The sequence below is a fragment of the Vagococcus bubulae genome (assembly GCF_003950315.1).
GTDB classification, from domain to species: Bacteria; Bacillota; Bacilli; order Lactobacillales; family Vagococcaceae; genus Vagococcus; species Vagococcus bubulae.
Window position 1 is genome coordinate 26,263 of record NZ_NGJT01000003.1, and the last position, 25,632, is coordinate 51,894.

The 25,632-nt window shown below is 33.3% G+C and carries 26 protein-coding genes and 2 other annotated features; of the genes, 5 read left to right on the forward strand and 21 right to left on the reverse strand.

The features are described 5' to 3' along the window. Positions 1-12: 12 nt before the first annotated feature. From phnE to CBF36_RS02385, 10 genes are all read right to left on the reverse strand, one after another. Positions 13-804, reverse strand: a complete 792-nt coding sequence (phnE, locus tag CBF36_RS02340; protein WP_125956280.1) for a phosphonate ABC transporter, permease protein PhnE — start codon at positions 802-804, stop codon at positions 13-15. Beyond that, positions 797-1,609, reverse strand: a complete 813-nt coding sequence (gene phnC, locus CBF36_RS02345; protein ID WP_125956282.1) for a phosphonate ABC transporter ATP-binding protein — start codon at positions 1,607-1,609, stop codon at positions 797-799. The genes phnE and phnC overlap by 8 nt, the downstream gene beginning before the upstream one ends. A gap of 4 nt (positions 1,610-1,613) precedes the next feature. Beyond that, positions 1,614-2,525 carry a phosphate/phosphite/phosphonate ABC transporter substrate-binding protein gene (locus CBF36_RS02350; protein ID WP_125956284.1) on the reverse strand — a complete coding sequence of 304 codons (912 nt, stop codon included), beginning with the start codon at positions 2,523-2,525 and terminating at the stop codon, positions 1,614-1,616. A 201-nt stretch (positions 2,526-2,726) separates the two neighbouring features. Next, positions 2,727-3,932: a M20 family metallopeptidase gene (locus CBF36_RS02355; protein WP_125956286.1), complete on the reverse strand. Its 1,206-nt coding sequence runs from the start codon at positions 3,930-3,932 to the stop codon at positions 2,727-2,729. A 24-nt stretch (positions 3,933-3,956) separates the two neighbouring features. After that, entirely contained in the window at positions 3,957-4,808 is an 852-nt protein-coding gene (locus tag CBF36_RS02360) for a MetQ/NlpA family ABC transporter substrate-binding protein (RefSeq protein ID WP_125956287.1), read from the reverse strand. A 15-nt stretch (positions 4,809-4,823) separates the two neighbouring features. Then, positions 4,824-5,504, reverse strand: a complete 681-nt coding sequence (locus tag CBF36_RS02365) for a methionine ABC transporter permease (RefSeq protein WP_125956289.1) — start codon at positions 5,502-5,504, stop codon at positions 4,824-4,826. Further along, positions 5,488-6,567, reverse strand: coding sequence for a methionine ABC transporter ATP-binding protein (locus CBF36_RS02370; protein WP_125956291.1), 1,080 nt, complete (start codon positions 6,565-6,567; stop codon positions 5,488-5,490). Before CBF36_RS02370 ends, CBF36_RS02365 begins: the two co-directional genes overlap by 17 nt. A 71-nt stretch (positions 6,568-6,638) precedes the next feature. Further along, positions 6,639-6,878 (reverse strand) — a binding site (T-box leader). Between the two features lie 37 nt (positions 6,879-6,915). Then, positions 6,916-7,152 (reverse strand) — a binding site (T-box leader). Between the two features lie 70 nt (positions 7,153-7,222). Further along, entirely contained in the window at positions 7,223-8,236 is a 1,014-nt protein-coding gene (locus CBF36_RS02375) for a branched-chain amino acid aminotransferase (RefSeq protein WP_125956293.1), read from the reverse strand. A gap of 252 nt (positions 8,237-8,488) precedes the next feature. Beyond that, on the reverse strand, positions 8,489-9,652 hold the full coding sequence (locus CBF36_RS02380) for a CynX/NimT family MFS transporter (protein WP_125956294.1): 1,164 nt from the start codon (positions 9,650-9,652) through the stop codon (positions 8,489-8,491). Between the two features lie 62 nt (positions 9,653-9,714). Next, positions 9,715-10,269, reverse strand: coding sequence for a helix-turn-helix domain-containing protein (locus CBF36_RS02385; protein WP_125956296.1), 555 nt, complete (start codon positions 10,267-10,269; stop codon positions 9,715-9,717). 205 nt (positions 10,270-10,474) lie between these two features. Here CBF36_RS02385 and CBF36_RS02390 point away from each other — a divergent pair, with 205 nt between their 5' ends. Further along, positions 10,475-11,890, forward strand: a complete 1,416-nt coding sequence (locus tag CBF36_RS02390; protein WP_125956297.1) for an MFS transporter — start codon at positions 10,475-10,477, stop codon at positions 11,888-11,890. Positions 11,891-11,932: 42 nt separating this feature from the next. On the opposite strand, the gene truA is transcribed toward CBF36_RS02390, so the two are convergent. Further along, positions 11,933-12,673: a tRNA pseudouridine(38-40) synthase TruA gene (gene truA / locus CBF36_RS02395; RefSeq protein WP_125956299.1), complete on the reverse strand. Its 741-nt coding sequence runs from the start codon at positions 12,671-12,673 to the stop codon at positions 11,933-11,935. Positions 12,674-12,736: 63 nt separating this feature from the next. Next, a complete protein-coding gene (locus CBF36_RS02400; protein WP_125956301.1) occupies positions 12,737-12,940 on the reverse strand; it encodes a hypothetical protein in 204 nt (67 codons plus the stop codon). Positions 12,941-13,035: 95 nt separating this feature from the next. Between CBF36_RS02400 and CBF36_RS02405 the strand changes: the two genes are divergently transcribed. Further along, positions 13,036-13,440, forward strand: a complete 405-nt coding sequence (locus CBF36_RS02405) for a hypothetical protein (protein WP_125956302.1) — start codon at positions 13,036-13,038, stop codon at positions 13,438-13,440. A 13-nt stretch (positions 13,441-13,453) separates the two neighbouring features. Here CBF36_RS02405 and CBF36_RS02410 read toward each other — a convergent pair whose 3' ends face one another. The 4 genes from CBF36_RS02410 to CBF36_RS02425 all read right to left on the reverse strand — a co-directional run bounded on the left by CBF36_RS02410 (position 13,454) and on the right by CBF36_RS02425 (position 18,174). Further along, on the reverse strand, positions 13,454-14,449 hold the full coding sequence (locus CBF36_RS02410; RefSeq protein WP_125956304.1) for a LacI family DNA-binding transcriptional regulator: 996 nt from the start codon (positions 14,447-14,449) through the stop codon (positions 13,454-13,456). A gap of 83 nt (positions 14,450-14,532) precedes the next feature. After that, entirely contained in the window at positions 14,533-15,405 is an 873-nt protein-coding gene (gene scrK, locus CBF36_RS02415; RefSeq protein ID WP_125956306.1) for a fructokinase ScrK, read from the reverse strand. Positions 15,406-15,417: 12 nt separating this feature from the next. After that, positions 15,418-16,848 (reverse strand): glycoside hydrolase family 32 protein, encoded by a 1,431-nt coding sequence (locus tag CBF36_RS02420; protein ID WP_125956308.1) that lies wholly within the window; start codon positions 16,846-16,848, stop codon positions 15,418-15,420. A 48-nt stretch (positions 16,849-16,896) separates the two neighbouring features. Beyond that, positions 16,897-18,174 carry an MFS transporter gene (locus CBF36_RS02425; RefSeq protein WP_125956310.1) on the reverse strand — a complete coding sequence of 426 codons (1,278 nt, stop codon included), beginning with the start codon at positions 18,172-18,174 and terminating at the stop codon, positions 16,897-16,899. A gap of 601 nt (positions 18,175-18,775) precedes the next feature. Here CBF36_RS02425 and asnA point away from each other — a divergent pair. Beyond that, on the forward strand, positions 18,776-19,783 hold the full coding sequence (gene asnA / locus CBF36_RS02430; RefSeq protein ID WP_125956312.1) for an aspartate--ammonia ligase: 1,008 nt from the start codon (positions 18,776-18,778) through the stop codon (positions 19,781-19,783). Between the two features lie 38 nt (positions 19,784-19,821). On the opposite strand, the gene CBF36_RS02435 is transcribed toward asnA, so the two are convergent. After that, complete coding sequence (locus tag CBF36_RS02435; protein ID WP_125956314.1) at positions 19,822-20,370, reverse strand: LURP-one-related/scramblase family protein; 549 nt, start codon at positions 20,368-20,370, stop codon at positions 19,822-19,824. Positions 20,371-20,403: 33 nt separating this feature from the next. After that, the gene (locus tag CBF36_RS02440) at positions 20,404-21,273 is read right to left on the reverse strand and encodes a Cof-type HAD-IIB family hydrolase (protein WP_125956315.1); all 870 of its coding nucleotides are present in this window, start codon (positions 21,271-21,273) and stop codon (positions 20,404-20,406) included. Positions 21,274-21,377: 104 nt separating this feature from the next. Here CBF36_RS02440 and CBF36_RS02445 point away from each other — a divergent pair, with 104 nt between their 5' ends. Both CBF36_RS02445 and pta read left to right on the forward strand, forming a co-directional pair. Then, positions 21,378-22,052, forward strand: a complete 675-nt coding sequence (locus CBF36_RS02445) for a uracil-DNA glycosylase (RefSeq protein WP_125956317.1) — start codon at positions 21,378-21,380, stop codon at positions 22,050-22,052. A 171-nt stretch (positions 22,053-22,223) separates the two neighbouring features. After that, a complete protein-coding gene (gene pta, locus CBF36_RS02450; protein WP_125956318.1) occupies positions 22,224-23,207 on the forward strand; it encodes a phosphate acetyltransferase in 984 nt (327 codons plus the stop codon). Positions 23,208-23,262: 55 nt separating this feature from the next. On the opposite strand, the gene nox is transcribed toward pta, so the two are convergent. The 3 genes from nox to CBF36_RS02465 form a co-directional block, all read right to left on the reverse strand. Next, a complete protein-coding gene (nox, locus tag CBF36_RS02455) occupies positions 23,263-24,594 on the reverse strand; it encodes a H2O-forming NADH oxidase (protein WP_125956320.1) in 1,332 nt (443 codons plus the stop codon). 90 nt (positions 24,595-24,684) lie between these two features. Next, a complete protein-coding gene (gene eutM, locus CBF36_RS02460) occupies positions 24,685-24,963 on the reverse strand; it encodes an ethanolamine utilization microcompartment protein EutM (RefSeq protein WP_117972452.1) in 279 nt (92 codons plus the stop codon). Between the two features lie 28 nt (positions 24,964-24,991). Further along, on the reverse strand, positions 24,992-25,630 hold the full coding sequence (locus CBF36_RS02465; RefSeq protein WP_125956322.1) for a phosphate propanoyltransferase: 639 nt from the start codon (positions 25,628-25,630) through the stop codon (positions 24,992-24,994). Positions 25,631-25,632: the final 2 nt, after the last annotated feature.

Below are 25,632 nucleotides of genomic sequence, written 5' to 3' on the forward strand. Positions count from 1 at the left end.
ATATTATTCCTCCTATAAAATCCATTTTCTTAGTTTATTAACCACAAATTCTGTTAATAAAACTAATGCTACTAATATCAAAATCAACGCCATAGCTTCCTTATATTTAAATAATCGAATATTGGTTTGGATCATGATACCAATCCCTCCAGCACCAACCATTCCTAGAATAGCCGAAGCACGAATATTAATTTCAAAAGAGAAGAATGTCCAGTTAATCCAAGATGGGAAAAATGCTGGAATAATACCATGAACTAACAGTTGGATTGGTGAAGCGCCTGTTGCCTTTAGTGCTTCAAGTTTGCTATCGGCAATATTGTTCATCTCTTCGGCATAAGATCTAGTTAGAAAACCAAATGTCGCAATAATTAATGCCAATAACCCTACCATATTCCCTATCCCAAAAATATACACAAGCAAAGATGCCCATACTAAAACAGGAATATTACGAATGAACGAGACAATAAATCGTACAATCAAACGCACTGGCGCAAATGGATTAATTGATTCTGCCATTAATAACCCAAAGACAAATGAGATGATTGCTGAAATATAGGTTCCCACTACAGCGAATAATAATGTTTCAACAATCAATGACACATAACTTGAAAATCCGGTAAAATTTGGTGGAAAGAAGTTTTCACCAAAAAATTTAAATACACTAGGTATTGTCACAAAAGGTGTCAAAGGATTTACTTGTAAATAAACGAAAGAATAAGCAATGACAACAAATAATAACACTGCCGTTATTCTTTTTTTTATGCTTTTTTGTTGACTTAATGAGATGGTGGCTAAACTATCCATATACCTGACCCTCCTGTGGCATTGGTACAACTGGTATACTTGTTATTTTTTCAGATTGAGGCAAGTCATTATTGTATATTGTTTCAATCATATCATTAGTCAATTCTGATGGCTTACCATCAAAAACAATTTCTCCTTTTCTTACACCAATAATTCGTGTAGCAAATTTTTTCGCCACATCAACCTGGTGTAAGTTAACGATTGTTGTTACACCTTTTGATTCAGTGATGTCCTTCAATTGAGTCATCACAACATCTGATGATTTAGGGTCTAATGATGCAATCGGCTCATCTGCTAAAATCAAAGCTGGATTTTGCATTAATGCGCGGCAAATTCCAACACGCTGCATCTGTCCACCAGATAATTCATCCGCTCTTTTATATGCTTGATCCTCTAAACCAACTTGTTTTAATAAGTCCATTGCTGTTTTACGGTCTTCTTGAGAATAACGACCAAAGGCACTCGTAAAGAAAGAAACTTGTCCTAATTTTCCATGAAGAACATTTTTTAATACATTTGTTCGTTCAATCAAATTGTAATGTTGGAAAATCATTCCAATGTGTGAACGTAATTGTCGTAGTTCTTTTCCTTTAGCTTTAGATATTGATTGATTTTCAAATAACACATCACCTGAAGTTGGTGCTACTAATTGATTGATAATACGAATTAACGTTGATTTACCTGCACCAGAAGGTCCAATAATGACCACAAACTCTCCTTCATCAATAGACAAAGACACATCGTTTAATGCTTTTTGACCTGTTTTATATTCTTTATTAACATGTTTAATTTCTAATAAAGTCATTTTTTTACTCCCCTTCTATGCCTAATACTTTGATAATATCTTTCACGCCTTCATAATCATCATCTTTCGCTTCAACAAACCTTACTGTATCATCTTTATAAAATGCCTTAAAATATTCTTTGTCATCATAGTTTAAATAAAAATCTTTAATTTTTTTCTTTAATTCTTCTGGTAATTCTGATCTAATAACATAAGCAGCATTTGGAATTTCTTGTGTTTCATCAATTATTTTTAAATCATCTTTTTTAACTAAACCAGCATCATCCATTGTTTGTAACACTTGTCCTGCAACGGCTGCTGCATCATAGTCACCTTTTGATACACCCATAACGCTTGAATCATGTTTTCCAGAATAAGCCACTGTTTTAAAGAAATAATCAGGTTCTTCTAATTTGGCTTGTTCTAACTTCAATTTTGTTACTAATTCATACTTTGGATACAGATACCCTGATGAAGAAGCTGGATCAACAAAAGCAAAGTTTGTCCCTTTTAAATCTTCTAATGAATTAATTTTGTCATTATCTTTTTTAGTAATAAACACTGTACGGTAAGCTTCACTACCTGGAGAAGAAGTTGTTACTAAAGGATCAATTTCTACTCGTTGTTTTGCTTGGAAATAACTCATTGGTGAAACTAGCAACACATCAAGTTTCTTATTTTTCATCGCTTCAATCCCAACAGCATAATCTGCTCCTTCCATTATCTCAACAGGAAGATCGATTGCTTCGCTTAAAGCCTTTTGGAATTTTTCGTTTTTACCACCAGCTTCTGGATTATTTTCATCTGGCATCGTAACGATTGTTATTTTATCTGGCATACCATCTTCTTTTTTTGTTTCAGATGCTCCTGAACCACATGCTGCTAACAAACCAATAGATGTTAATATCGTAAGTCCGTATAATAATTTCTTTTTCATTTTAAATTTAACCCCCATATTTTAAATACAAGAGGAGTATATCCCTTCAATGTAAAATTTAAAGTATGGTTAATGTAAAATTATCGTAATTTTCACCATCGACATAAAAAAATAAGACATTAACAATTATTATCTTGTTAACGTCTTATGTAATAAATTAGAGTTATAAAAAATACTACTTAATATTTTTTATTTCCTCAATTAATTCCCCTGTATTTTTTGTTTTTTATGTTCTTCTTTTATTTTATTTAGTAATTCTTCATCTAACAATAAATCTAAAGCTGTTTCTGCTAATAATTGGGCAGCAATACCAATTGAATTTAGTCCCTTGTCACTTTTAGCTGCTGCTTTAAATTCTTCTGAATGACCTGCAATATATTCATCAGAGATAGATACTGTTGGTTGAATGGTTGGTATAACTTGACTAACATTCCCAACATCTGATGAGCCTAAATTTTGGCGTTCACCATTATAAATTTCTTGTTCAGGTATGTTTAATTTTTCCAGATGTCCCACAAATACCTCATCAAAAGCTGGGGTCACAATAATATCATCCACACCATTTTGAAATAAACCAAATTTATAATCTGCCCCTGTGGCTAGTGACGCCCCTTTAACAATATTTTCAACTTTTTGATAGACTTCATCCAATGTTTTTCTATTGGCAGCTCTTAAATAAAATCTTCCTGAAGCATATTCAGGAACAACATTCGCTGCGACTCCTCCATTAGTAATGATGCCATGAATATTCACATCTTTTGGCAAGTGTAGTCGTAATCCGTTAATCCCATTAAACACTTGTATTAATGCATCTAAGGCATTAACTCCTTTTTCAGGTGCTGCTGCTGCATGAGATGCCACGCCAAAAAATTCAATGTCTACTGGATCATTCGCTAATCCTAATGATGTTTTTCCGTATTTATGGGCTGGATGGACACACAGTGCTGCATCCACATCATCAAATAAACCTTCTCTTACAAAGCTTCCTTTTGCAGATCCATTTTCTCCACCTTCTTCACCAGGCGTTCCATAAACACGAATTTCACCACCAACTTCATCTATCACTTGTTTTAAAGAACTTGCTGCTAAAGCAGAATAATTTCCAAACAAGTTATGCCCACATGCGTGTCCGATTCCTGGTAAGGCATCGTATTCTGCTAAAAATGCTAACGTTGGTCCAGGCTTGCCAGATTTATATCGTGCATCAAACCCCGTATGGTGACCGGCAACATTTTTCTTAACGTCAAACCCTTCTTTTTTTAGTTGATTAATTAATACGTCGGAAGAGTACACTTCATAATTACTTACTTCTGGGTGATTATGAATATCTAATGCTAGTTCTTTGTAGACTGGTAATTGTTTTTCGATATAATCTGTTATGATTGCTGATTGCTCTGCTCTTGTCATATGTGTTACTCCTTTTGATTAAATTTATTTTTTTCCAAAAGTCTCCCATGCTGGAATACTTGCCCCTTTAGATGTTTCTTCTATCACTTTTTTAGTTTCTTCTGTTTGATATGCTTCGACAATTTTTGCATAAGTTTCATTGTTCTCATCTTCTTTTCTAGCAACAATGATATTGACATAAGGTTTAGATGTTTCATCTACCGGTTCTAAAAATATCGCATCTTTTGTTGGATTGTATCCGGCATCTACGGCAACTCCACTGTTAATAATAGCTGCTGTCACATCTTGAAGTGAACGAGGTGTTTGAGCCGCATCTAATTCTTCTATTTTTAAATTCAATTTATTTTCAGTAATATCACTGACTGTTGGCGATTGTTTTTTTGCTGGATCAACTTTAATTAAACCTGCTGTTTGAAGTAATAATAATGCTCTACCACCATTTGTCACATCATTTGGAATAGAAATCGTATCACCATCTTTTAATTCTTTAACGTCTTTAATTTTTTCAGAATAAATTCCCAAAGGAGCATTCACTGTATTCCCAATAGAAACTAAGTCTGTTCCATGTTCTTTGTTGAAATTATCTAAAAAGATTTGATGTTGGAATGAATTTAAATCAATGTCACCACTGTCTAAAGCAACGTTTGGTTGACTATAATCTGTAAATTTAACATATTCTAAGTCAATGCCTTCATCTTTTAATCGTTTTTGTACATCATCCCATACATCCGTGTCTGACCCTACGACACCAAGTTTTACTGTAGTATTTTTACCACTAGATGATTCTTTTGTTGATTCTTTACTTCCAGATCCACACCCTACTACCAATACTAAAACTGCTACTAATGCTACAATATATCCACCTAATTTTTTCATTTTCCATTCTCCTTTTTAATGACTAATTTTTTTTATAATAAAGTTACTAATTCCCTGACAAATAAAGACTATCAATAAAATAATAATTAACGCTACCCAAGTGACATCACTTTGAAACCTATTATGGCCTCTTGATATGGCTAAATTACCTAGTCCTCCTGCACCAACTGCTCCTGCCATGGCCGTTAAACCAATCACGTTAATAATCGTTAAAGCTGAAACTCTCACAATACCAGGTAGTCCTTCTTTTAAATACACTCTAAAAATAATTCCTAAAGGACTGGTTCCCATAGCCTCTGCTGCCTCAATCACTCCTGAATCAACTTCAAGTAAAGCTACTTCAATTTGTCTAGCAAAAAATGGGACAACTCCTGCTACAAGTGGAACAAGTGCTGCAGTCGCTCCAATTGTTGTTCCAGCAATTACACGTGTTACAACATTTAATAAAGCTAATAAAATAATAAATGGAATAGATCTGACCACATTCACAATTTTATCTAAAATCTGATACACATATTTTTGTTCCAATAATCCTCCTGGTCTTGTTACAACCAATATAATCCCAAATATCAAACCAAATATGCCGGCAATAATAGCTGTCCAAAATGACATGTATAATGTTTCAATGGTTGCCTGTTTAAATTCATCAGGAATTTGACTAGCGTTCGGCAAATATTTTTCAATAATTTCTTGCATAATGACTCACTCCTTCTACATCGATTGTTTCATTTGCCTGAATAATTGTAATGTTGACTCCTTCAGAGATTAAATATTGGATGGCTTCTTTACGCTTATCTAATTCACCAGTCAAACTAACAACTAAACTACCTAGTGGCACATCCTGTATGATTTCAACATTCCCATATAAAATGTTAGCAGATACTTGGAATCGACTATATAACTGTGAGATTAATGCTTCATTTGTTTGACTTCCAATATAAGATAATTCAATTAACCAAACATCTTCTGATGAATCAATAAACGATTGACTTGATAAAATCGTTTCTAATGCTTGATCGATATGTGAAGCTGTTCGAATAAAGGTTTGTGTTAACTCTTGTTCTGCTTGACTAAATAGTGTCACGCTATCCCCTTTTTCTACAATCTCACCATTTTCCATTACAGCCACCTTATTACAAATTTCTTTGACTACTTGCATTTCATGGGTAATCAATACAATCGTTAAATTTAGACGTTTATTTAACTCTTTTAATAAAGATAAAATTTGTAGCGTCGTCTTAGGATCTAAAGCACTGGTTGCTTCGTCACATAAAAGTATTTCTGGATCATTTGCTAAAGCTCTAGCGATTGCGACACGTTGCTTTTGACCTCCTGATAACTGGCTAGGATAAGCATCATGTTTATCAGACAGTCCAACTAAATTTAATAATTCTGTTACTTTTTCTTTTCGCTCTTGTTTGGATTTCCCTGAATATTTCAATGAAAAATCAACATTATCAAAAATAGTCCGACTAGCCATCAAATTAAAATGTTGAAAAATCATTCCGATAGACTGTCTTTTATGTCTCAGTTCTTTCCCTTTTAGCTGTGTAATATTTTCCCCTTTTATAATGACATCTCCTGTTGTTGGTCGCTGTAATAAATTAATGACTCTGACTAATGTACTTTTACCTGCTCCAGAAAAACCAACTATGCCATAAATATCTCCTTGTTCAATCGTCAAATTAACATCTCTTACTGCATGAACCTCATGATCTGGTTGATGAAATGTTACTGATATATCTTTTAACTCAATCATATTATTCCTCCGTTTTAAGTAATAAATAATAAAAAAACGCCCCCAAGAAAACAAACTTCGTCAGTTGTCTTCTTGAGGACGCTAATGCGTGTTACCACCTCTAGTTTAACTAATTTTCACAAATTAGTCCTTGTCAGGTACTATCATACCCTTGCAAGTTAACGGTTGCTCTCGTTATACTCTTACATCAAAATGCTCGAATATAAATTACTCAATGGCCATTTTCAATTGGTTTACCTTTCCTCTTCTCAGCTTCACGAGGTTCTCTGTAAAAAATAAAGTCAATCTACTTACCATGTCAATGTATGTCTATAAAAATAAAAAAGCCCTTTTACATAGCGAACTATGTAAAAGGACGACTTATCGTGTTACCACCTTTTTTTAGAAGAATTTCTTCTTCCCTCATACCCAATAATCAAAATATTGGTGTTTCTTTTAACGGTGAAACATCATCCGAGAATACCTACCTATCGATATTCTTTCCTTTTAGGCCATTTTCAACTTATCATCACTTTAACTCTTTTCACCAACCAGAGTCTCTCTAAAAAGCATCAAAGTCTACTTTCCTAATCAAACAGAACTGTATTTATATGTTATCAATAATTTACATGATTTCTCTCATCATGTCAACATTTTTTTAATCTTTATTTAATTATTAGTCTACTTTTGTAATCCATCCCTCTGGCGCTTCAATATCACCAAATTGAATTCCTACTAGTTCATTGTATAATTTTTTAGTTACTGGCCCTACTTCTGTTTCCGAGTAAAATACATGGAAATCATCGCCTACTTGGATACCCCCGATTGGAGAAATAACCGCTGCTGTTCCACATGCGCCAGCCTCTTTAAACTCATCCAAATCTTTTAAATAAACATCTCCCTCACACGTCTTTAAACCTAATCTTTCTTTTGCAAGATACAATAAAGAATACTTTGTAATACTTGGTAAGATGGATGGAGAGTATGGTGTGACAAACGCATCATCTTTTGTAATACCAAAAAAGTTAGCTGATCCTACTTCTTCGATTTTCGTATGAGTTGCCGGGTCAAGATAGATACAATCTGAAAAATGTTTTTCTTTTGCTATTTTTCCAGGATAAAGACTTGCAGCGTAATTACCCCCAACTTTAACTGCCCCTGTTCCCTGTGGTGCCGCTCTATCATATTCAGATACGATAAAATTAGTTGGTTTTAATCCTCCTTTGAAATATGGACCTACTGGCATACAAAATACTGTAAATAAATATTCTGGTGCAGGGCCAACTCCAATAGCATCTCCAACTCCAATTAGTAACGGTCTTAAATAAAGTGTTGCTCCACTATCATAAGGTGGACAAAAATCTTCATTTGCTTTAACCACTTGTTTAACAGCATCAACAAACATATCCACCGGTACTTCAGGCATCATTAAACGCTTTGCACTAACTTGCATTCGCTTAGCATTTTCATCCACTCTAAATAAGTTAATGGAGTTATCTTTGCATCGATATGCTTTTAATCCCTCAAAACACTGTTGACCATAATGAAGTGCCATAGATCCTTCACTAATATGTAATGTATTATCCTCTGTTAACCTTCCTTCTGACCACTTCCCATCTTTATAGCTCACAATGTATCGATAAGGTGTTTTTATATAATCAAACCCTAAATTATTCCAATCTAATGTCATTAAAACACTTCCTTTCTTCTAATCTTTCTCATTTTTTTCTCATTTTACCACATATTTACTCGTATCACTATCTTTTTTAAACTTTTCCATCTATAAATAAAAATTAACAAGAGGCTGACTAAAAAGTCCTAAAATAGAAAAACTCCCATGAAATCCGTTAATTAGAACGTTGATTTCATGGGAGTTTTTCTATTTTGTTAGTTGAGTGATTTTTATTTAAAAAATTACTTTTGGGTCAGCCTCTTGTTAATTTTAGATAACACGTTTTTTCGCTGAGTTAAGACCAACGATTAATAAAATACTTGTCATCACTAATAAAATAATCAAAGATGACTGCCAATTTTTTGTTATATCATGTAAAAAACCAAATAAAAAAGGACCTGTTGCTGCAAGTAAATACCCAACAGATTGAGCCATTCCCGATAATTCAGCGGCTTGTTTGGCACTCGTTGTTCGTAAATTAAAGAACATCATCGATAAACTAAAAGCAATCCCACCAGCGACACCTATCCCCATAATCGACAAAGTCACGATTTTCATATTATTTCCCATCAATCCTAAGATACCAAAAGCAAATAATAAAAAAGAAACCCAAACAAAACTTTTTTGATTTGGTCGTTTTTCAGCAATAATTGGCACAATAAATGTGATAGGCAACAACGTCATTTGCAGTAATGACAACATACCGCCTGCTTGTGTTGTCGATAGCCCTTTGTCCACCAACATTTCTGGTAACCACGCAACTAATACATAAAAAATAAAGGACTGAATCCCCATAAATAAAGTGACTGACCAAGCAAGTGTTGACGTCCAAATAGATGAATTTTCTTGTGGCGTCATCTCTTGAACCTCTTTATCTTGACGTTTCAACTGAGGTAACCAACAAACAAATGCTGTTAGTGCTAAAATAGACCATAGTCCTAAAGCAACATTCCAATCTAATCCAATTTTTCGTACTAAAGGAATACTAATTCCAGATGCAATAGCGCCTGTTAAGTTCATGCTAACAGAATAAATACCCGTTACCAATCCACTTTTGTAAGGAAATTCTTTTTTTACAAGTCCTGGGATAAGAACATTACAAATCGCAATAGCTGCACCTAACAACGTTGTTCCTAAAAACAAAAAAGTTAGTTGTGGGATAGCTCGTAAAAACATGCCTAGTATTAAGACAATTAGAGCACCAAAAATTGTTTTCTCAATTGTCCATTTATTGGCTAATTTCGGTGCAATCGGAGAAATAATAGCAAATGACATCAACGGAATGGTAGTAATCAATCCGGCTTGTCCTCCTGAAAGCATTAAATCATCTGAAATAATCCCAATTAATGGCCCCACAGCTGTAATGGGCGATCGTAAATTCATCGCCACAAAAATAATACCTAATAACAACACACTATTTATTTTCTTTTCCATATTAATCTCCTTAAATTTAAAAAGTATATTATAATATATAAAAATATATTATAATATACTTTTCAGTATTTAACAACAACACTTAATAACGCATCATCATCTGTTTCATTTATGTATTCATGAATGGTACCAGAACGAAAATTTATCGTATCATACGCCTCTAAATGATAAGTTTTTCCTTCAACTTTTATATCTACTTTCCCTTTCATGACTGTTAACACTTCGACAGAATCTTTCGGCTGATGTTCTGCTGTATTGACTGAGTGAGCTTTTAAACACACTCGAAACACCTCAATATTGTCTTCTTGAAAAACTGGTTGAACTAACCAACCTTTTGTTAAATCACTCATAAAATAGGTAGTGGTAACTTTTGATACAGTATTCGATGAATTAGAATAACCAATTAATTGAGATAGTGTCATATTTAATGCTTGAGATAACTTCCATAAAATATTAATCGTTGGATTGGTTCGACCATTTTCAATATTACCAATTGATAAAACACTAACACCTGATTTTTTTGACAATTGCTCCATTGTTAATCCGGATTCTTTTCTTATTTTTCTAATATAGCCACCTAACTGATGAACAACGTCTTTTTCATTGTTTTCTATCATAAACAACTTGTCCTCCTAATTTGTTCTTTCAAACTAGTTTATCACAAATTGTATCCATCTGTTTCCTGTAAAAAATTTCCCCTAAAAATGAAACTTTGTAGTAAGATGATAAAGTAGTTTATTTATTATTGGTTATTCATTTCACTTATTTGTTCCAATGAATAATGTCAAACGCTATATCAATAGATTAATGGAGGAAAAATTAATGGAAACAACAAATCAATCACCTAGCAAAAATAGATGGCTTGTCTTAGTTGCGATTGGATTATTTACTTTCATGTCTACACTAGATGGAAGTATTGTTAATATCGCCTTACCAGTAATGTCAAAAGACATGCATATTCCAATGAATCAAACAGAATGGATCGTATCAATTTATTTAATGACCGTTTGTGCTTGTTTACCACTTTTCGGTAAAATTGGTGATAGCATTGGAAAGATTAAAATTTTTCGCATCGGAACAATAACATTTGTCTTAGGTTCGTTATTATGTGGTGTCTTTCATACATTTGAACTCATCCTACTTTCTCGTGTCATCCAGGCGATTGGTGCTAGTATGACTATGTCAACAAACACAGGAATTATCACAGAAGTTTTTCCGTTAAGTGAACGTGGCCGAGCATTAGGGATGATTGGCGCTTTCGTGTCACTGGGATCAATTATGGGTCCTGGACTTGGCGGTGTCATTCTTGCCCAATTTTCTTGGGAATATATTTTTTTAATCAATGTACCTATTGGCATATTAACTATCTTACTTGGACAAAAAGTTTTACCAAAAGATTCAACAAAATCTGGTGCTAAGATTGATTTTATCGGATTTATGTTATTTGCCACAATTATTTTAACTTTATTTGGTGGCATCTTTATCGGTCAAGAATTAGGTTATACACACACATCGCCTGTTTTATTAATTATTATTGCATTGATAACAATGGTGATTTTTTACCGAATTGAGACAAAAAAGAACAATCCACTCATTCAATTTTCTTTATTTAAAAATAAAGTATTTACGTTAAGTTTGTTAACAGCTTCTATGATTTTTGTCACAAATTTTTTCACAAATGTTGTGATTCCTTTTTATTTACAAAATACAAGAGGGTATTCTGCTAGTTTTGCAGGTATCTTAATGATGGTTGTTCCTTTTACTATGATAATCGGCTCTCCTGTTAGTGGGTATATCACGGATAAAGTTGGTGCAAAATTATTAACTTTTGTAGGATTGATTTTAATCACTATTTCTCAATTACTCTACTTAACTTTAGGTGAACAAACATCTCTTATCTTTTTTGTATTTGCTTCTATTTTTGTCGGCCTTGGAAATGCCTTATTTCAAGCACCAAATAACACTCTAGTTATGAGCAATGTTGAGAAAAAGGATTTAGGTGTAGCAGGTAGTTTAAATTCTCTTGCACGAAATTTAGGAATGGTGGTAGGAATTTCTCTATCAACAACGGTCTTGTATGCAGCAATGAGTCATCATTATGGACAAAAGGTTACAACTTACATAACAGGACGTCCAGATGTTTTCATTTATGGGATGCATGCTGTTTATATCACTTCATTTGTTATTTGCTTAATTGCCACAATTTTAACAGGTATCAGATTCTTCAAAAAAGATTAAAAAAAGGAAGAAATGTGTCGCAACACGTTTCTTCCTTTTTCGTTACTTATAAAACACCTCATCTAAAAATAATCCTTGTGATGGTACTGTATCACCTGCTTGACTTCTAATACCAGTCTCAAAAATACCATCGATGTCTTCTACAGATAAACGTCCTACACCAATATCAAGTAATGTTCCCATCATAATGCGAACCATTTTATGTAAAAAACCATCTCCTACAAAGGTAAATTGCAAAATGTCACCATGACGTTGAATGGCTATATCTGATATAGTTCGAGTAGTTGATTTTTTCGTTTTTTTCAATGCAGAAAAGCCTCGAAAATCATGCGTTCCTTTTAATTTTTCACACGCCTCTTCCATTTTTTCTATATTTAAGTACTCTGGGACATACATGCTATAATTTTTATAAAAAGCTGATGGAATACGATGATTCCAGACATTATAGCTATATTGTTTTCCCTTTGCATTATATCTAGCATGAAATCGTTCTGGCATATCATCAAGTTGTTTCACTACAATATCTTGTGGTAAGTATTGATGAAAAAAGTCTAACATCTCATCTAAAGACATAGTTGATTCTGTTTTAAAATTAGCTACTTGTCCTTTTGCATGAGTTCCTGCATCTGTTCTGCCTGAACCTATAATTTCTATTTTTTCACCAGTCATTTGATGAATAATATTTTCTATCTTGCCTTGAATGGTTTTATCAGAATCTCCTAACCGTTGCCATCCTTGATATCTTTTCCCATCATATTCAATCGTCATTTTTATGTTTCTCATATTATCGTCAATCTCCTTTATGGTCTAACTGTCACTTTGTCTATCATGACATAATTTATTAGATTATAAAAGAGCATTCAATCTTGTTTTATAGTTTTCTATCATGTCACTTGTTAATTTATTTGGATACTTCTTTTCCTGTGTTCTTAATAGCTTAACAAACCAGTCTGTTACTTGTTGAAAATCATAATAACTCATTTTAAATTTCAACTCGTTAATCAGAAAAAATGCTTCTTGATAACGATGTTTCTCAATATAGTCTAACACTAAATCCATCCTAGAAACTCGTGAAGAATCCTCCCGTTGAACTTCACCTAAAAAATCTTTTGAGATATCTTTTTTAAACAATTGGGGCAGATTGGTTGCTATTAACTTTCACCACTGTGCAAGCGATTATGGAATTACGTTCTTATAAAAAAGAATTAAATGACGTTGAAAATCTACATGATAAGCGTCTTATGATTGATGGTCATTGGTGGTTGTTATTTCCTTATAAACTTTATTTAGAGAAAAAAGAATTAAAAAAAGTATTACAAACTAGTCAATCTTCTAAAGACATTAAAAAAATCGAACGTTCAAAAAATTTTTTATTGCGCTCAGAAGCATGGCTATTTATTGTGCTTGGTTCTATGTTTTATCTTATCTCCACCACAATTGATATTGCGTCGTCTTTAATACATCCTCCGCTCATCGTTGTGTTTATACTTCCTATTTTCATTATTTCAACTGCCCTTTACGCAGCTCTAAGATTTTTAAATGAAAAATAAAAGACAGCCGGAATTAATTCGCGGGTGTCTTTTTTGACGTATTTCCTTGCCAGAGCGTTACTGGTAAAATGTATTCTTTTTCAGTTTCTTTTTTGTCCATTCGTTTCATCAAAATAGTAATGGCCATCTCTGCCATCTCGTCTATCGGTTGAATAATAGTAGTCAAATCTGGCAAAATACTCCGTGTCATGAGCGTCCCATCGTATCCTACGAGTAATAAATCTTCTGGAACGCGTATATTTTTTTCTTTTGCAACTTGTAAAATTAAGGCTGCATCCATATCATTTGATGCAAATATCCCATCTATCCCAGGATATGATTCAAATAAATCATAAAATATCTTTTTCTTTTCTTGATAAGAAATATTAAAATCTAATGTTACCGTATTAGGTATCAAATCATGTGCTTTCATTGTTTCTTCATAAGCTAACCGACGACGTTTTGCAGGTGTTTCTAGTTCAATTGGTCCATTCGTATGAATGATATTTTTTGCTCCGTGGTCAATCAATACTTTAGTAGCCAATTTACCACCTTGATAATTATCTGACTCAATAACTGGAATATCTTCATTCATCACACGATCAATCGCCACAATTGGCAGATTTTCATACTTATACTCTTGTATCCCTTGATTATGTGTTCCAACAATCAAACCATCTACCTGTTCCGATAATAATTGATTTAAATAATCTGATTCTTTTTTTGAATCATTCATGGAATTACCAATTAATACTTTATAACCTTTTTCATATAATTTTTTTTCTAGTGCTTCAGCCAACTCACCAAAAAAAGGGTTTGCTACAGTCGGAAATAGCAAGCCAATAATATTAGTTTTTTTATTGTAAAGTTGCCTCGCCACCACGTTTGGTTGGTAGTTGAGCTCCTCAATCGCCTGGTTAACCTTATCAATCGTTTTTTGGCTTAAGTATCCTCGATTATTTAATACCCGCGACACGGTTGTTTTTGATACATTGGCATGTTTGGCAACATCTTCTAACTTTGGTCTCATATGCCTTCCCCTCTTATTTTTTATACGTATAGAATAGCATAAAAAAGGCTTTTATAACAATTCATTATAAAAGCCTTGCACTGTTATTCTTGTAATTGGTTTAATCCTAAAGCAAAGTTCCCTAGAGTGGCTGAACCATTATTTTTAATTAATGGACGCGTAATATATTTATCTAGAGGTGGTAATTCTACATAGTCATCTAATAATTCTTCAACATTTTGACGGACTTTTTCAAGTAATGTTTCGTTTGCCACACTTCCACCAAAAACAATTTTGTCTGGACGAATAATAAGAGTTGTTTGGATAACGGCTTGTGCTAAATAATAAGCCATAATATCCCAAACCGGATCAGTTAAAGGAACTGTTTCACCTTTTTTGCCTAAACGAGCTTCAAAAGTTGGACCAGCAACTAATCCTTCCAAGCAATCACCATGGTATGGGCAAATCCCTTCAAATTCTAAATCATCTGGGTGACGTTTAACATAAGTATGGCCCATTTCAGGATGTCCTGCTTCGCCTAGTAATTCACCCTTAATAACAGCTCCACCACCAACACCTGTTCCAACAGTATAATAAACCAATGAATCTATTTTTTCATTTGATAAAGTAGACATAATGTATTCACCGTAAGCAGAACCATTAACGTCCGTTGTCCAAGACATTGGGACATTTAACTCTTCTTGTAGATACCCTAAGACATTGACATTTTTCCATCCTGGCTTTGGTGTGGTTGTAATATAACCAGATTTTGGCGAATGTTTTCTAATTTCAATTGGTCCAAAAGATGCCACACCTAATGCATCAATCTCAAATTGTTTAAAATAATCCACTGCTTTTTTTAATGTCTCTTCTGGTGTAGTGGTTGGAAAAGTGATTTGATCTTTTATGCGGTAATCCTCATCTCCTACAGCACAAACAAATTTTGTTCCACCTGCTTCAATACTACCAATTAACACAATAAAACCTCCTTAGTTATAAGAAACTGCATCGTTTTCAAGACGATAAACTGTATAAGAGATTGTTTGTTCTTCACTTACTGATAGACATACTTCAGGTTTTTCTTCAGTATAAAAACGCTCAGTGAACACAAGCTCTCCGTCATTAATAAAAATTTCAATTGAACTTGTATCAATAAACACTCGTAATGACAGTTCATCACATGATTGAATTGTACCATATCTTAAGTCATCTTTGTCATTACGTTTTAAAATAAATTCATTCGTTTTATTAGAATATGTTAATAAAACCAAATCATTTTCAGATGTTTTTAATGAAATAATAAGTTCTTGTTCTTCTGAATGTTTTAGAGGAACATCTATTAATAATTCATTAGATAATGCTTCTTTGACTAAACATAATTCTTTAGTTACAGTTGTTGTATCATGATTTAATTCTTCTACGCGTAAAGTTTCTAATTCTTTAACGGGTGTCATATATAAATGATTATTTTTTAAACGTAATTCACGTGGAATAGTTAAAGCTCCTGCCCAGCCATCTTCTTGCTCAGGCATTGGGCTTTCCCACATATCCATCCAAGCAATCACAATTCTTCTACCATCTGGTGCTAATGTTGTTTGTGTCGCATAAAAATCATGTCCTTTATCCAATTCATGGAATTCTCCACGAGTGAATTCTGCAGTTGTATAATCATGATTTCCAATAAAATATCCTGTTTGAAATAGGTTTAAATAATCTTTACCTTGAGCATGCATTCCCTGTGGTGATAATAATAAGATATCTTTTCCATCTAAGTTGAAAAAGTCAGGACATTCCCACATAAATCCTTCTGTTTTTAATCCAGTTGCTTTTGAAATTGGGCCAACATAGTCCCACTCAAGTAAGTCTTCAGAAGAATAAACAATCGCTCGACCTAACCCGTCTTCACCTTGACTACCTAAAATCATATAGTAAACACCATCTTTTTCCCAAACTTTTGGATCTCTAAAGTGATGCGTATTATCTCCAGGCTCTTTAGCAATAACAGGATTGTTTTCATATTTTGTAAAATGAATGCCATCTGTACTGTAAGCCATATTTTGATTTTGCCAAAAATGTTCTTTATCACCATCTCCATAATAATGATGTCCAGTATAGAATAGATAGAGTACCCCATCCTTTTCAATTGCACTACCAGAGAAACAGCCATCTTCATCTTCTTTATCTCCAGGAGTTAACGCAATTGGCAATGATTCCCAATGAACTAAATCTTTACTTCGAGCATGTCCCCAATGCATTGGTCCCCATTCAGCACTATGTGGATGGTGTTGGAAAAACACATGATAATAACCATCAAAATAACAAAAACCATTTGGATCATTAATCCATCCTGATGGTGCAGATACATGATAGCCTAATCGGTAGCGTGTGTTAGTTAATTCAATCGTTTCTTTTTTTGTCATAATAAATCTCCTACTTTCTCGTTTTTATTTATAGTCATTAATGATTTATTAACCTCTAATAAATGGGTCTCCTTGCACATCTTGGTCATCTTTTTTAAGAATAAAGAAGGCATAAACCCCTGCCACTAAAACAATCATTGAAATAATTCTAAATGTTGACTGGTAACCAACTTTATCTCTTAATATCCCTAATGGCGTAGATAAAATAACTTGACCTACTTGTGCTGCAATTTGGAACCCAATCATATAAAGAGTGGCTGATAATTTAGTATCAAAATGCAAAGTAAAATAACGAAACATTGGTAGAATAAACATTGGCACTTCTAAAGCATGCAACATTTTGATACAAGATACTACTATTGGAGATGAAGCAAATCCACACAATCCTATTCGTACACACATGATAGTAACACCACATAACAAGGTATTACGTACTCCAATTTTTTTCATGATAATCGGAACAACACCTAACATAATCGCTTCACAAAAAACCTGAATCGCATTCAATGTTCCATACATTTTTTCTCCTGCTGCTGATGTCGAAAACAAACTAGTGTAAAAACCTGGAAACATTTGTTGATCAAATACATTATAAAAGGTCCATGTAAACACAATGAAAATAATAATTGCCCATAGTTGTGGTAATTTAAGTAATCCAAACATCTCTTTCAAAGACGGAACACTACTAGATTCTGCTTGTTTGTCTTCAAATTCTTTACTGGCTATTTTTTCAGCTTTGGGTTTCCACAATAGTAAATTAAGTAATAATAATAAACCAAAAAATGAGCCTGCCCAGAAATTTAAACTAGGATTTTTCACAAAAAGAAATCCTGCTAATAATGCTACAACAGCATATCCAAATGATCCCCATGCTCTAGCTTGACCATACTCAAAATCAAATAAACGACTAAATCTTTCAGTCACTGCTTCAAAAATCCCAACTGATGATAGAAAACCAGCAGATAAAACAACTGCTCCAACAAGTATTCCTAAATTAAAATTACTCTTTAATAATGGTCCATAAACCCATATGAAAAATGGTCCTACAAGCGTTGCTATACATGCTGAAAATATTAATAGTGTTCGTTTGATGTACAATTTATCTTGCAGCGTACCGTAGATAAACATAAAAATTAACGTTACTAATGAATTGGCTGAAAAAATTGTCCCGACAGCGCTACCACTTAGTCCCAAACCATTAGACTCAGAAGTCAACCATAATTGGAAGAATGACCACCATACTCCCCATGAAGCAAAGAATAGTAGTAAGGTTAATGAACTTTGTAGATAAGATGGATTTTTAAATGAGTCTTTAAATTTTGACATATCAGTTTCCCCCGATGATTTTATATTCTTCCGATTATAGCAATCGGTTAACATTTTTTAAAAAGCGCTTTCTATATTTTAGAGTATAATTTAAATCCGCTTTCATGTCAACCGGATAACATATATTTTTTATGAATTTTTTGTAAAAAAATAAACAATAATTATAGTCTTCTATACTTGTTAGAAAGATATACCTTCATATTACAAAAAATATTAAATTATCTCTAATATCTATTTCATTAAAATCAACCTCTTCTGACCCAACTTCCTTCATTAATAGTTCTTCATTAAATTTTAAATCATCTGACATCCTTATTTCTAAAACATTACAATCTATCTGATTACCTAACTGAATGGTAAATAATTTCTTATTATATTCATTAGATTTTTTATCAATAATTTAATGAAGTCCTCTTTTGATTCCAAGGTTAAATATTTACTGAACATATCGTTCATTTAATAGTTTTTATATTCTGCTAACTAAAAAAACTATTATTGATTAAAGAAATTGATAATTATTCTGAAATTTTAAATTATGTTTTTCAATTATTAAACAAGTATGATAAAATAGTGAGAAATCATTGATTAGGAAGTGAACTATATGAAGGAAAAAACGATTGTACCAAAAGACTACCAATCCTCATTGTCTGTTTATGACACACAAAAAGCGATTGGGCTAACAAAACACTGGTTTGAAGAAGCGTTAACTGGAAGTTTAAAATTAAAAAGAGTCTCTGCACCATTATTTGTGGATGCAACATCTGGGTTAAATGATAATTTAAATGGTATCGAACGACCGGTACAATTTGACGTTCCTGCTTTAGAGACACCTGCTGAAGTGGTTCATTCACTAGCTAAATGGAAACGAACAGCGTTAAAACAGTATGATTTTCATGTAGGAAATGGAATCTATACTGACATGAATGCGATTAGACGTGATGAAGAGTTAGATAATTTACACTCTATTTATGTAGATCAATGGGATTGGGAGAGAGTCATCTCTAGAGATCAACGTAATTTGGATTATTTAAAACAAACTGTTCAACAAATTGTGAATGCCATTATTGAAACATCTAGTCGTTTGCACACTAAATACCCTGCTTTATCTATTGAACTTGATAGCAACGTATCATTTATCACAACACAAGAATTAGAAAACTTATACCCTGACTTCAATGATAAAGAACGTGAACAAGCTTATGTTAAAGAACATCCTACAACCTTTATCATGCAGATTGGAGATAAACTATTGAGTGGTAAACCTCATGATGGCAGATCACCTGACTATGATGACTGGCAATTAAATGGGGACTTGCTGTTTTGGCATGAGCCACTACAAACAGCTGTGGAAATATCTAGTATGGGAATTCGGGTAGATGAGACCTCTTTAAAAGAACAGCTAGAAAAAGCTAACGCAACAGATCGACTACAATATCCTTATCATCAACAAATTCTCGCAAAAGAATTACCTTTAACAATTGGTGGAGGGATTGGGCAAAGTCGTCTATGTATGTTATTACTTGAAAAAGCACACATTGGTGAAGTTCAAGTATCATTATGGGATGATGAAACGATTGAAGCCTGTCGTGGAAAAATAAACTTACTATAACAAAAAAGCACTTTAGGAAACATTTCCTAAAGTGCTTTTTAATCTTTTCTAATTAATTCAATTGATTGGTAAGATGGTTTTGGATTAAGAAAAGTATTAACTGTTTGCCAATTTTTTTCATTATTCTTTGCCCAATAATCCATCACTGCTCCTATACAAATACAAATTGGCGAAACGTCTTTATTGATAATTGATAGCTTGTAGTAATCTCCCTGAAATGATGTATGCTTATTCATCAACATCATTCGTTCTTTTAAAGAATAAATTCGATATGACTGTTTTCCAACATTCGCTAAGACTAACCAATTCAATTGTTTTACTAGATACATATCACGATTAAATGAAAATAATCGACCTAGAGAACCAACTTTTTGTCGTTTATCATACAAATCAAAATGAGACGGAAAGGCATATGTGGTTTGTTTCACTGTTGCTAAAACATCCCCTTCCATGCTATATACTGATAACACATCCCCCTTCACACCCCAACGCCCAACTAAAATATACACAGGTTTATCCTGAGTATCCTTAATGACTGTACGAACATTAGCTGAAAGGACATGTTCTTTAATATAGTATGTCTCCATTGCTATCAACTTCCTTTAATCAAAATCGTCGCTCTAAAGATTTTCTTCAATTGCTCGTAGTATTGCTTTACCTACACCGTCTTCAATATTTGTATCTGTTTGATACTTAGCAACTTCTTTGACTTTTTCTTCAGCATTTCCCATGGCAAAGCTCACACCAGCAACTTCCAACATAGGTAAATCGTTAAAATTATCACCAATTGTAAAGACTTCATCCATAGAAATGCCACGTTTTTCAGCGATATATTTTACAGCATTTCCTTTTGTTGCATCCACGTGATTAATTTCTAAGTTATTCACACCAGATGATGTCACATGAACATTCATTAATTTATGGAGTTTTTCTAAAGCTGGCTCAAATCGTTTAGCACCTTCTTCATTAAACGCAATCACTTTTAAAATCTCGACTTCAGGATCATCAACTAAAATATCATAATGCTCGGTATATTTAACAGGTAACATTTTTAATTGTGTTGAAGCCATGGCAATCGCCATTTTAAACGTCAAATGAGGAATGTTTTCAGATAAAAGAATCGCAAATTTTTCAATTCGTTGTGCTTCATTATTTGAATACACACCTTCTGTTGTCATTAACTCATAATATAGGTCTTCTTCTTCTAAAATTCTCATAGCTTCTTTAACTGTCGCTTTTTCTAAACTCACAGTATGTAAGACATTATCAAATTCATCAAAGATTTGCGCGCCATTACCAGTAATCATGGCACAGTGAATGCCCGCTTCATTCAAAACAGGTCGAGCTTCAGAGTACCCTCTGCCTGTTGCTACCATAAACTCAACACCATTTTCTGCAGCTGTTTTAATAGCTTGTTTATTTAATTCTGAAATATCTAGATGGGATGATAAAAGCGTGCCATCCATATCAGATGCGATCAATTTAATCATAACGTTCCTCCTAGTTCTTTTATTACTATTAGTGTACCATTTTTTTTTGAAAGATACATTTATAATAAAAAAATTATGATAAACTAAACAATAGAGGTGAAAAAATGTTAAATGACTTAATTCAAACAGACTGGCAAGACATATTGCATGATGAGTTACAAACCGACTATGTGAAAAATTTAGAACTTTTTTTAGAAAAAGAATACCAATCAAAAACCATTTTTCCTGATAAAAAAAATATTTTTAGTGCTTTAAATTACACTCCATTTAGTGAAACAAAAGTCGTTATTTTAGGACAAGATCCCTATCACGGAGATAATCAAGCTCACGGACTTAGTTTTTCTGTACTACCAGGAACCAAGATACCACCTTCTTTGATTAATATTTTTAAAGAATTAGCTGATGATTGTAAACTCGATATTCCCAGTAGTGGTTATTTAGTTCCTTGGGCAAAACAAGGTGTTTTATTACTTAATACAGTCTTAACTGTAGAAAAAGGAAAAGCTCATTCACATAAAAACAAGGGATGGGAAAACTTCACAAACTGTATAATAAAATCGTTGAACAAAAAAGAAAACCCTATCATTTTTGTTCTCTGGGGCAAGCCTGCTCAACAAAAAAAACAATTAATTGATCAAACAAAACACATCATTATCGAAGCGCCACACCCTAGTCCACTATCGGCATATAGAGGATTCTTTGGCTCAAAACCTTTTTCTAAAATAAATAACAGCTTAAAAGAAACAAATCAACAACAGATAAATTGGCTGTTATCTTAGTCTGTACTAATAAAATAAAAAATCTGTTTTATTTTTATCAAACAATATTTATAAGTATTATGTTTTACCTAAGTTTTTTCGAAAAAACAGAACAAAATACTGTTCTTTTTGTTCATAAACATGATATGATAGACATGTGAAAAAAGTATAAGAAAATTGGAGGATGTTTTCGTGGAATTATTTGACCAACTTAAACATAAAATTGTTAACAAAAATATACGCATGGTTTTTCCTGAGCCAACAGATGAACGCGTTTTAGGTGCGGCTGTTCGTTTAAAATCAGACAACTTAATTGAGCCTGTCTTAATTGGTAATCCTGAAGATATTAAGGACTTAGCTACTTCACGTGGTTTAAGCGTTGATAGCTTAGAAATTATCAATCCTGACACTTATGAAAAATTTGACGAAATGGTTGCTGCTTTCATTGAACGCCGTAAAGGTAAAGCAACAGAAGAGCAAGCTCGTACTATTTTAAAAGATGAAAACTACTTTGGAACAATGTTAGTTTATATGGACTTAGCTGACGGTTTAGTAAGTGGTGCTGTTCACTCTACTGGTGACACAATTCGCCCTGCTTTACAAATCGTTAAAACTAAACCAGGTGTTAGCCGTACAAGTGGTGCGTTCTTAATGTTAGGTAACCGTGACTCAGAAAAATATATTTTCTCTGATTGCGCTATTAACATCAATCCTGATGCTCAAGCATTAGCAGAAATCGCTGTTGAAAGTGCTAAAACAGCTGAATTATTTGATATTGATCCTAAAGTTGCTTTATTAAGCTTCTCAACAAAAGGATCTGCAAAATCTGAAGAAGTAACAAAAGTCGCTGAAGCAACTCGTATCGCTAAAGAATTAGCTCCTGAAATGGCTATTGATGGTGAATTACAGTTTGACGCTTCTTACGTTCCTTCTGTTGCGAAACAAAAAGCACCAGATTCAGATGTAGCTGGTCAGGCGAATGTGTTTATCTTCCCAGAAATTCAATCTGGAAACATTGGCTACAAAATTGCTCAACGTTTAGGTGGATTCCAAGCGATTGGACCTATCTTACAAGGTTTAAACAAACCAATCTCTGACTTGTCTCGTGGATGTAATGAAGAAGATGTTTACAAATTATCAATCATTACTGCTGGTCAAGCAATCATGAATAAATAGTAAACATAAAAAAACCAATGCCTTTTCTGAAATAGAAAATCGCATTGGTTTTTATTTATTTGGCATTTAAAGCTGCCATTGTAATATAATTATACGGCTGATTAAAATGTGGTAAAAAGAATAAATCCAATAATTGTAATTCATCTATTGTCAATTTTTTATGAATCGCAAGAGAAAATAGGTGAGTCAGCATGGATACATCTTTTTCAGAACATATTTGTGCCCCTACAATTCGTCTTGATTTAGTTTCATACACAATACGAAGTTTAACGTTATAATTATCAGCCATAAATGCTGGTTTTTGTAAATCTTCATAATCCGTATAAGATACTGCTAATCCTCTTTTAGTAGCTGATTCAAAAGATAAACCAGTTGATGACATATTAAATCCAAATATTGAAATAGCATTAGAGCCTTGCACTCCTAAAGAAGCCACTTCTCCACCACCTATACTATGACCAGCAACTATTCCACTTCTAACAGCATTTGTAGCTAATGCTATGTAATCCATTTTTTGTAAAGCGTTAGAAAATATGGTCGCGCAATCTCCCACTGCATAAACTGAAGGGTTACTTGTTTGTTGGTGTTCATCCACAACATAGGCACCATTACGAAACAATTCTAACTCTTGTTTGCCTAAATCATTGTTTGGTAAAAAACCAACAGCATTGATAATCATATCAACTGCATAGTTTCCCTTATCTGTTATAAGTCGCTCTACTGATTCTTTGCCTTGATATTCCGTCACTTTTTCTCCAAAGTGAAGCTCTATGCCATTATTGGACAATGTTTCATCCATTTTACTTGAAAATTCCTGGTCATAATAACCCGATAGCGAACGATTTTCTCCATCAAAAAGCAATACTTTTTTCCCTCTTCTTTTTAACGCTTCAGCTATTTCAACTCCAATATAACCTGCTCCAATTACCGCCACTCGTTGAATGGTTTCCTTTTCAGTAAATTCATTGACCTTTTTTCCGTCATTAAATGTTTTTAAACAAAAAATATGATCCAATTCTTTGCCAGGAACATTTAATAAAATAGGTTTAGAACCTGTCGCTAATATTAAGTCATCATATTCTTCAGTAAATGTTTCATGATTTAAATTCGTACAAGTAACGATTTTTTTACGAAAATCAACATGTGTAACTTCTGTGCTTGTATAAATTTTAGCACCATTCTTCTTGAAATCCGACTCATTTAAATAAAATAATCCTTCATATGAATCAATTTGTTGTCCAACCCAAAGTGCTGTTCCGCAACCTAAATAACTAAACTCTGCATTCTTTTCTATAATCACCACCTCATGATGATGATAATGATTTAATAGAACATTAGCAGCAGCTATTCCTGCATGATTAGAGCCTATAATGACTGTTTTTTTCATCGCTTTCTCCTTTAATATAAAAAGCGGAACATCTCATCTCTTTAAAAGGACAATTTGCACCGCTTTATAGGTTATTTCATCATTAATTGATTAGATTTCTGTTGGTAAAATATTTTCTACTTCTGAGTGTGGTCTTGGAATAACATGAACAGACAATAATTCTCCCACACGTTGAGCTGCTGCTGCTCCAGCATCTGTCGCTGCCTTAACGGCTCCAACATCACCACGTACCATGACAGTGACAATACCGCCACCAACCAATTCTTTTCCTACTAAAGATACATTAGCCGCTTTAACCATTGCATCAGCTGCCTCTATTGAACCAATTAGTCCTTTTGTTTCGATCATTCCTAAAGCATCAGATTTCATTATAATTTCCTCCTAGATTTTCTTTATATTAATTTTTTTGAATCACAATATTTGTATTAGAACTTACTCCTAGTGCATTGGCTTCTTCCACGTCAATATGACACTCTAAACCTGCATGATCGTCCACCCGAACGATGACTTCATTTAGTATGCCACCTCTGTCTCCACCAAAAGCAATTGAGACATTCTCACCATCTATCACATCAAATGTTGTCGCATCTTTTGACGGCATATGAATATGTCGTTTAGCAACAATCACTCCGCTAGCTATCATTTTAGAGCTTTTTGGCCCAATCAGTGTCACAGATCCTGAATCTTGTAATTCTCCAGATAACCGTAATGGTGCTTTAATACCTAATTTAAAACAATCACTTTTTAATACTTCTACTTGTGTTTGATTTCTTTCAGGACCTAAAATTCGAACATTTTCTATCATCCCTTTAGGCCCACAAACCATGACTGTTTCTTTACAAGCATATTGACCTGGTTGAGATAAATCTTTTAATTTAGTTAACTCATAATTTTTACCAAATAAACAGTCTACGTCTTCTCTGGATAAATGAATGTGTCGATTTGATATCCCCACCGGAATACTCAGATCTGTTTGTTTGGACTCTTGCGCGATTTTTTTTAATATCTCTATTAAAAGGTCTTCATAATTTTCCATTC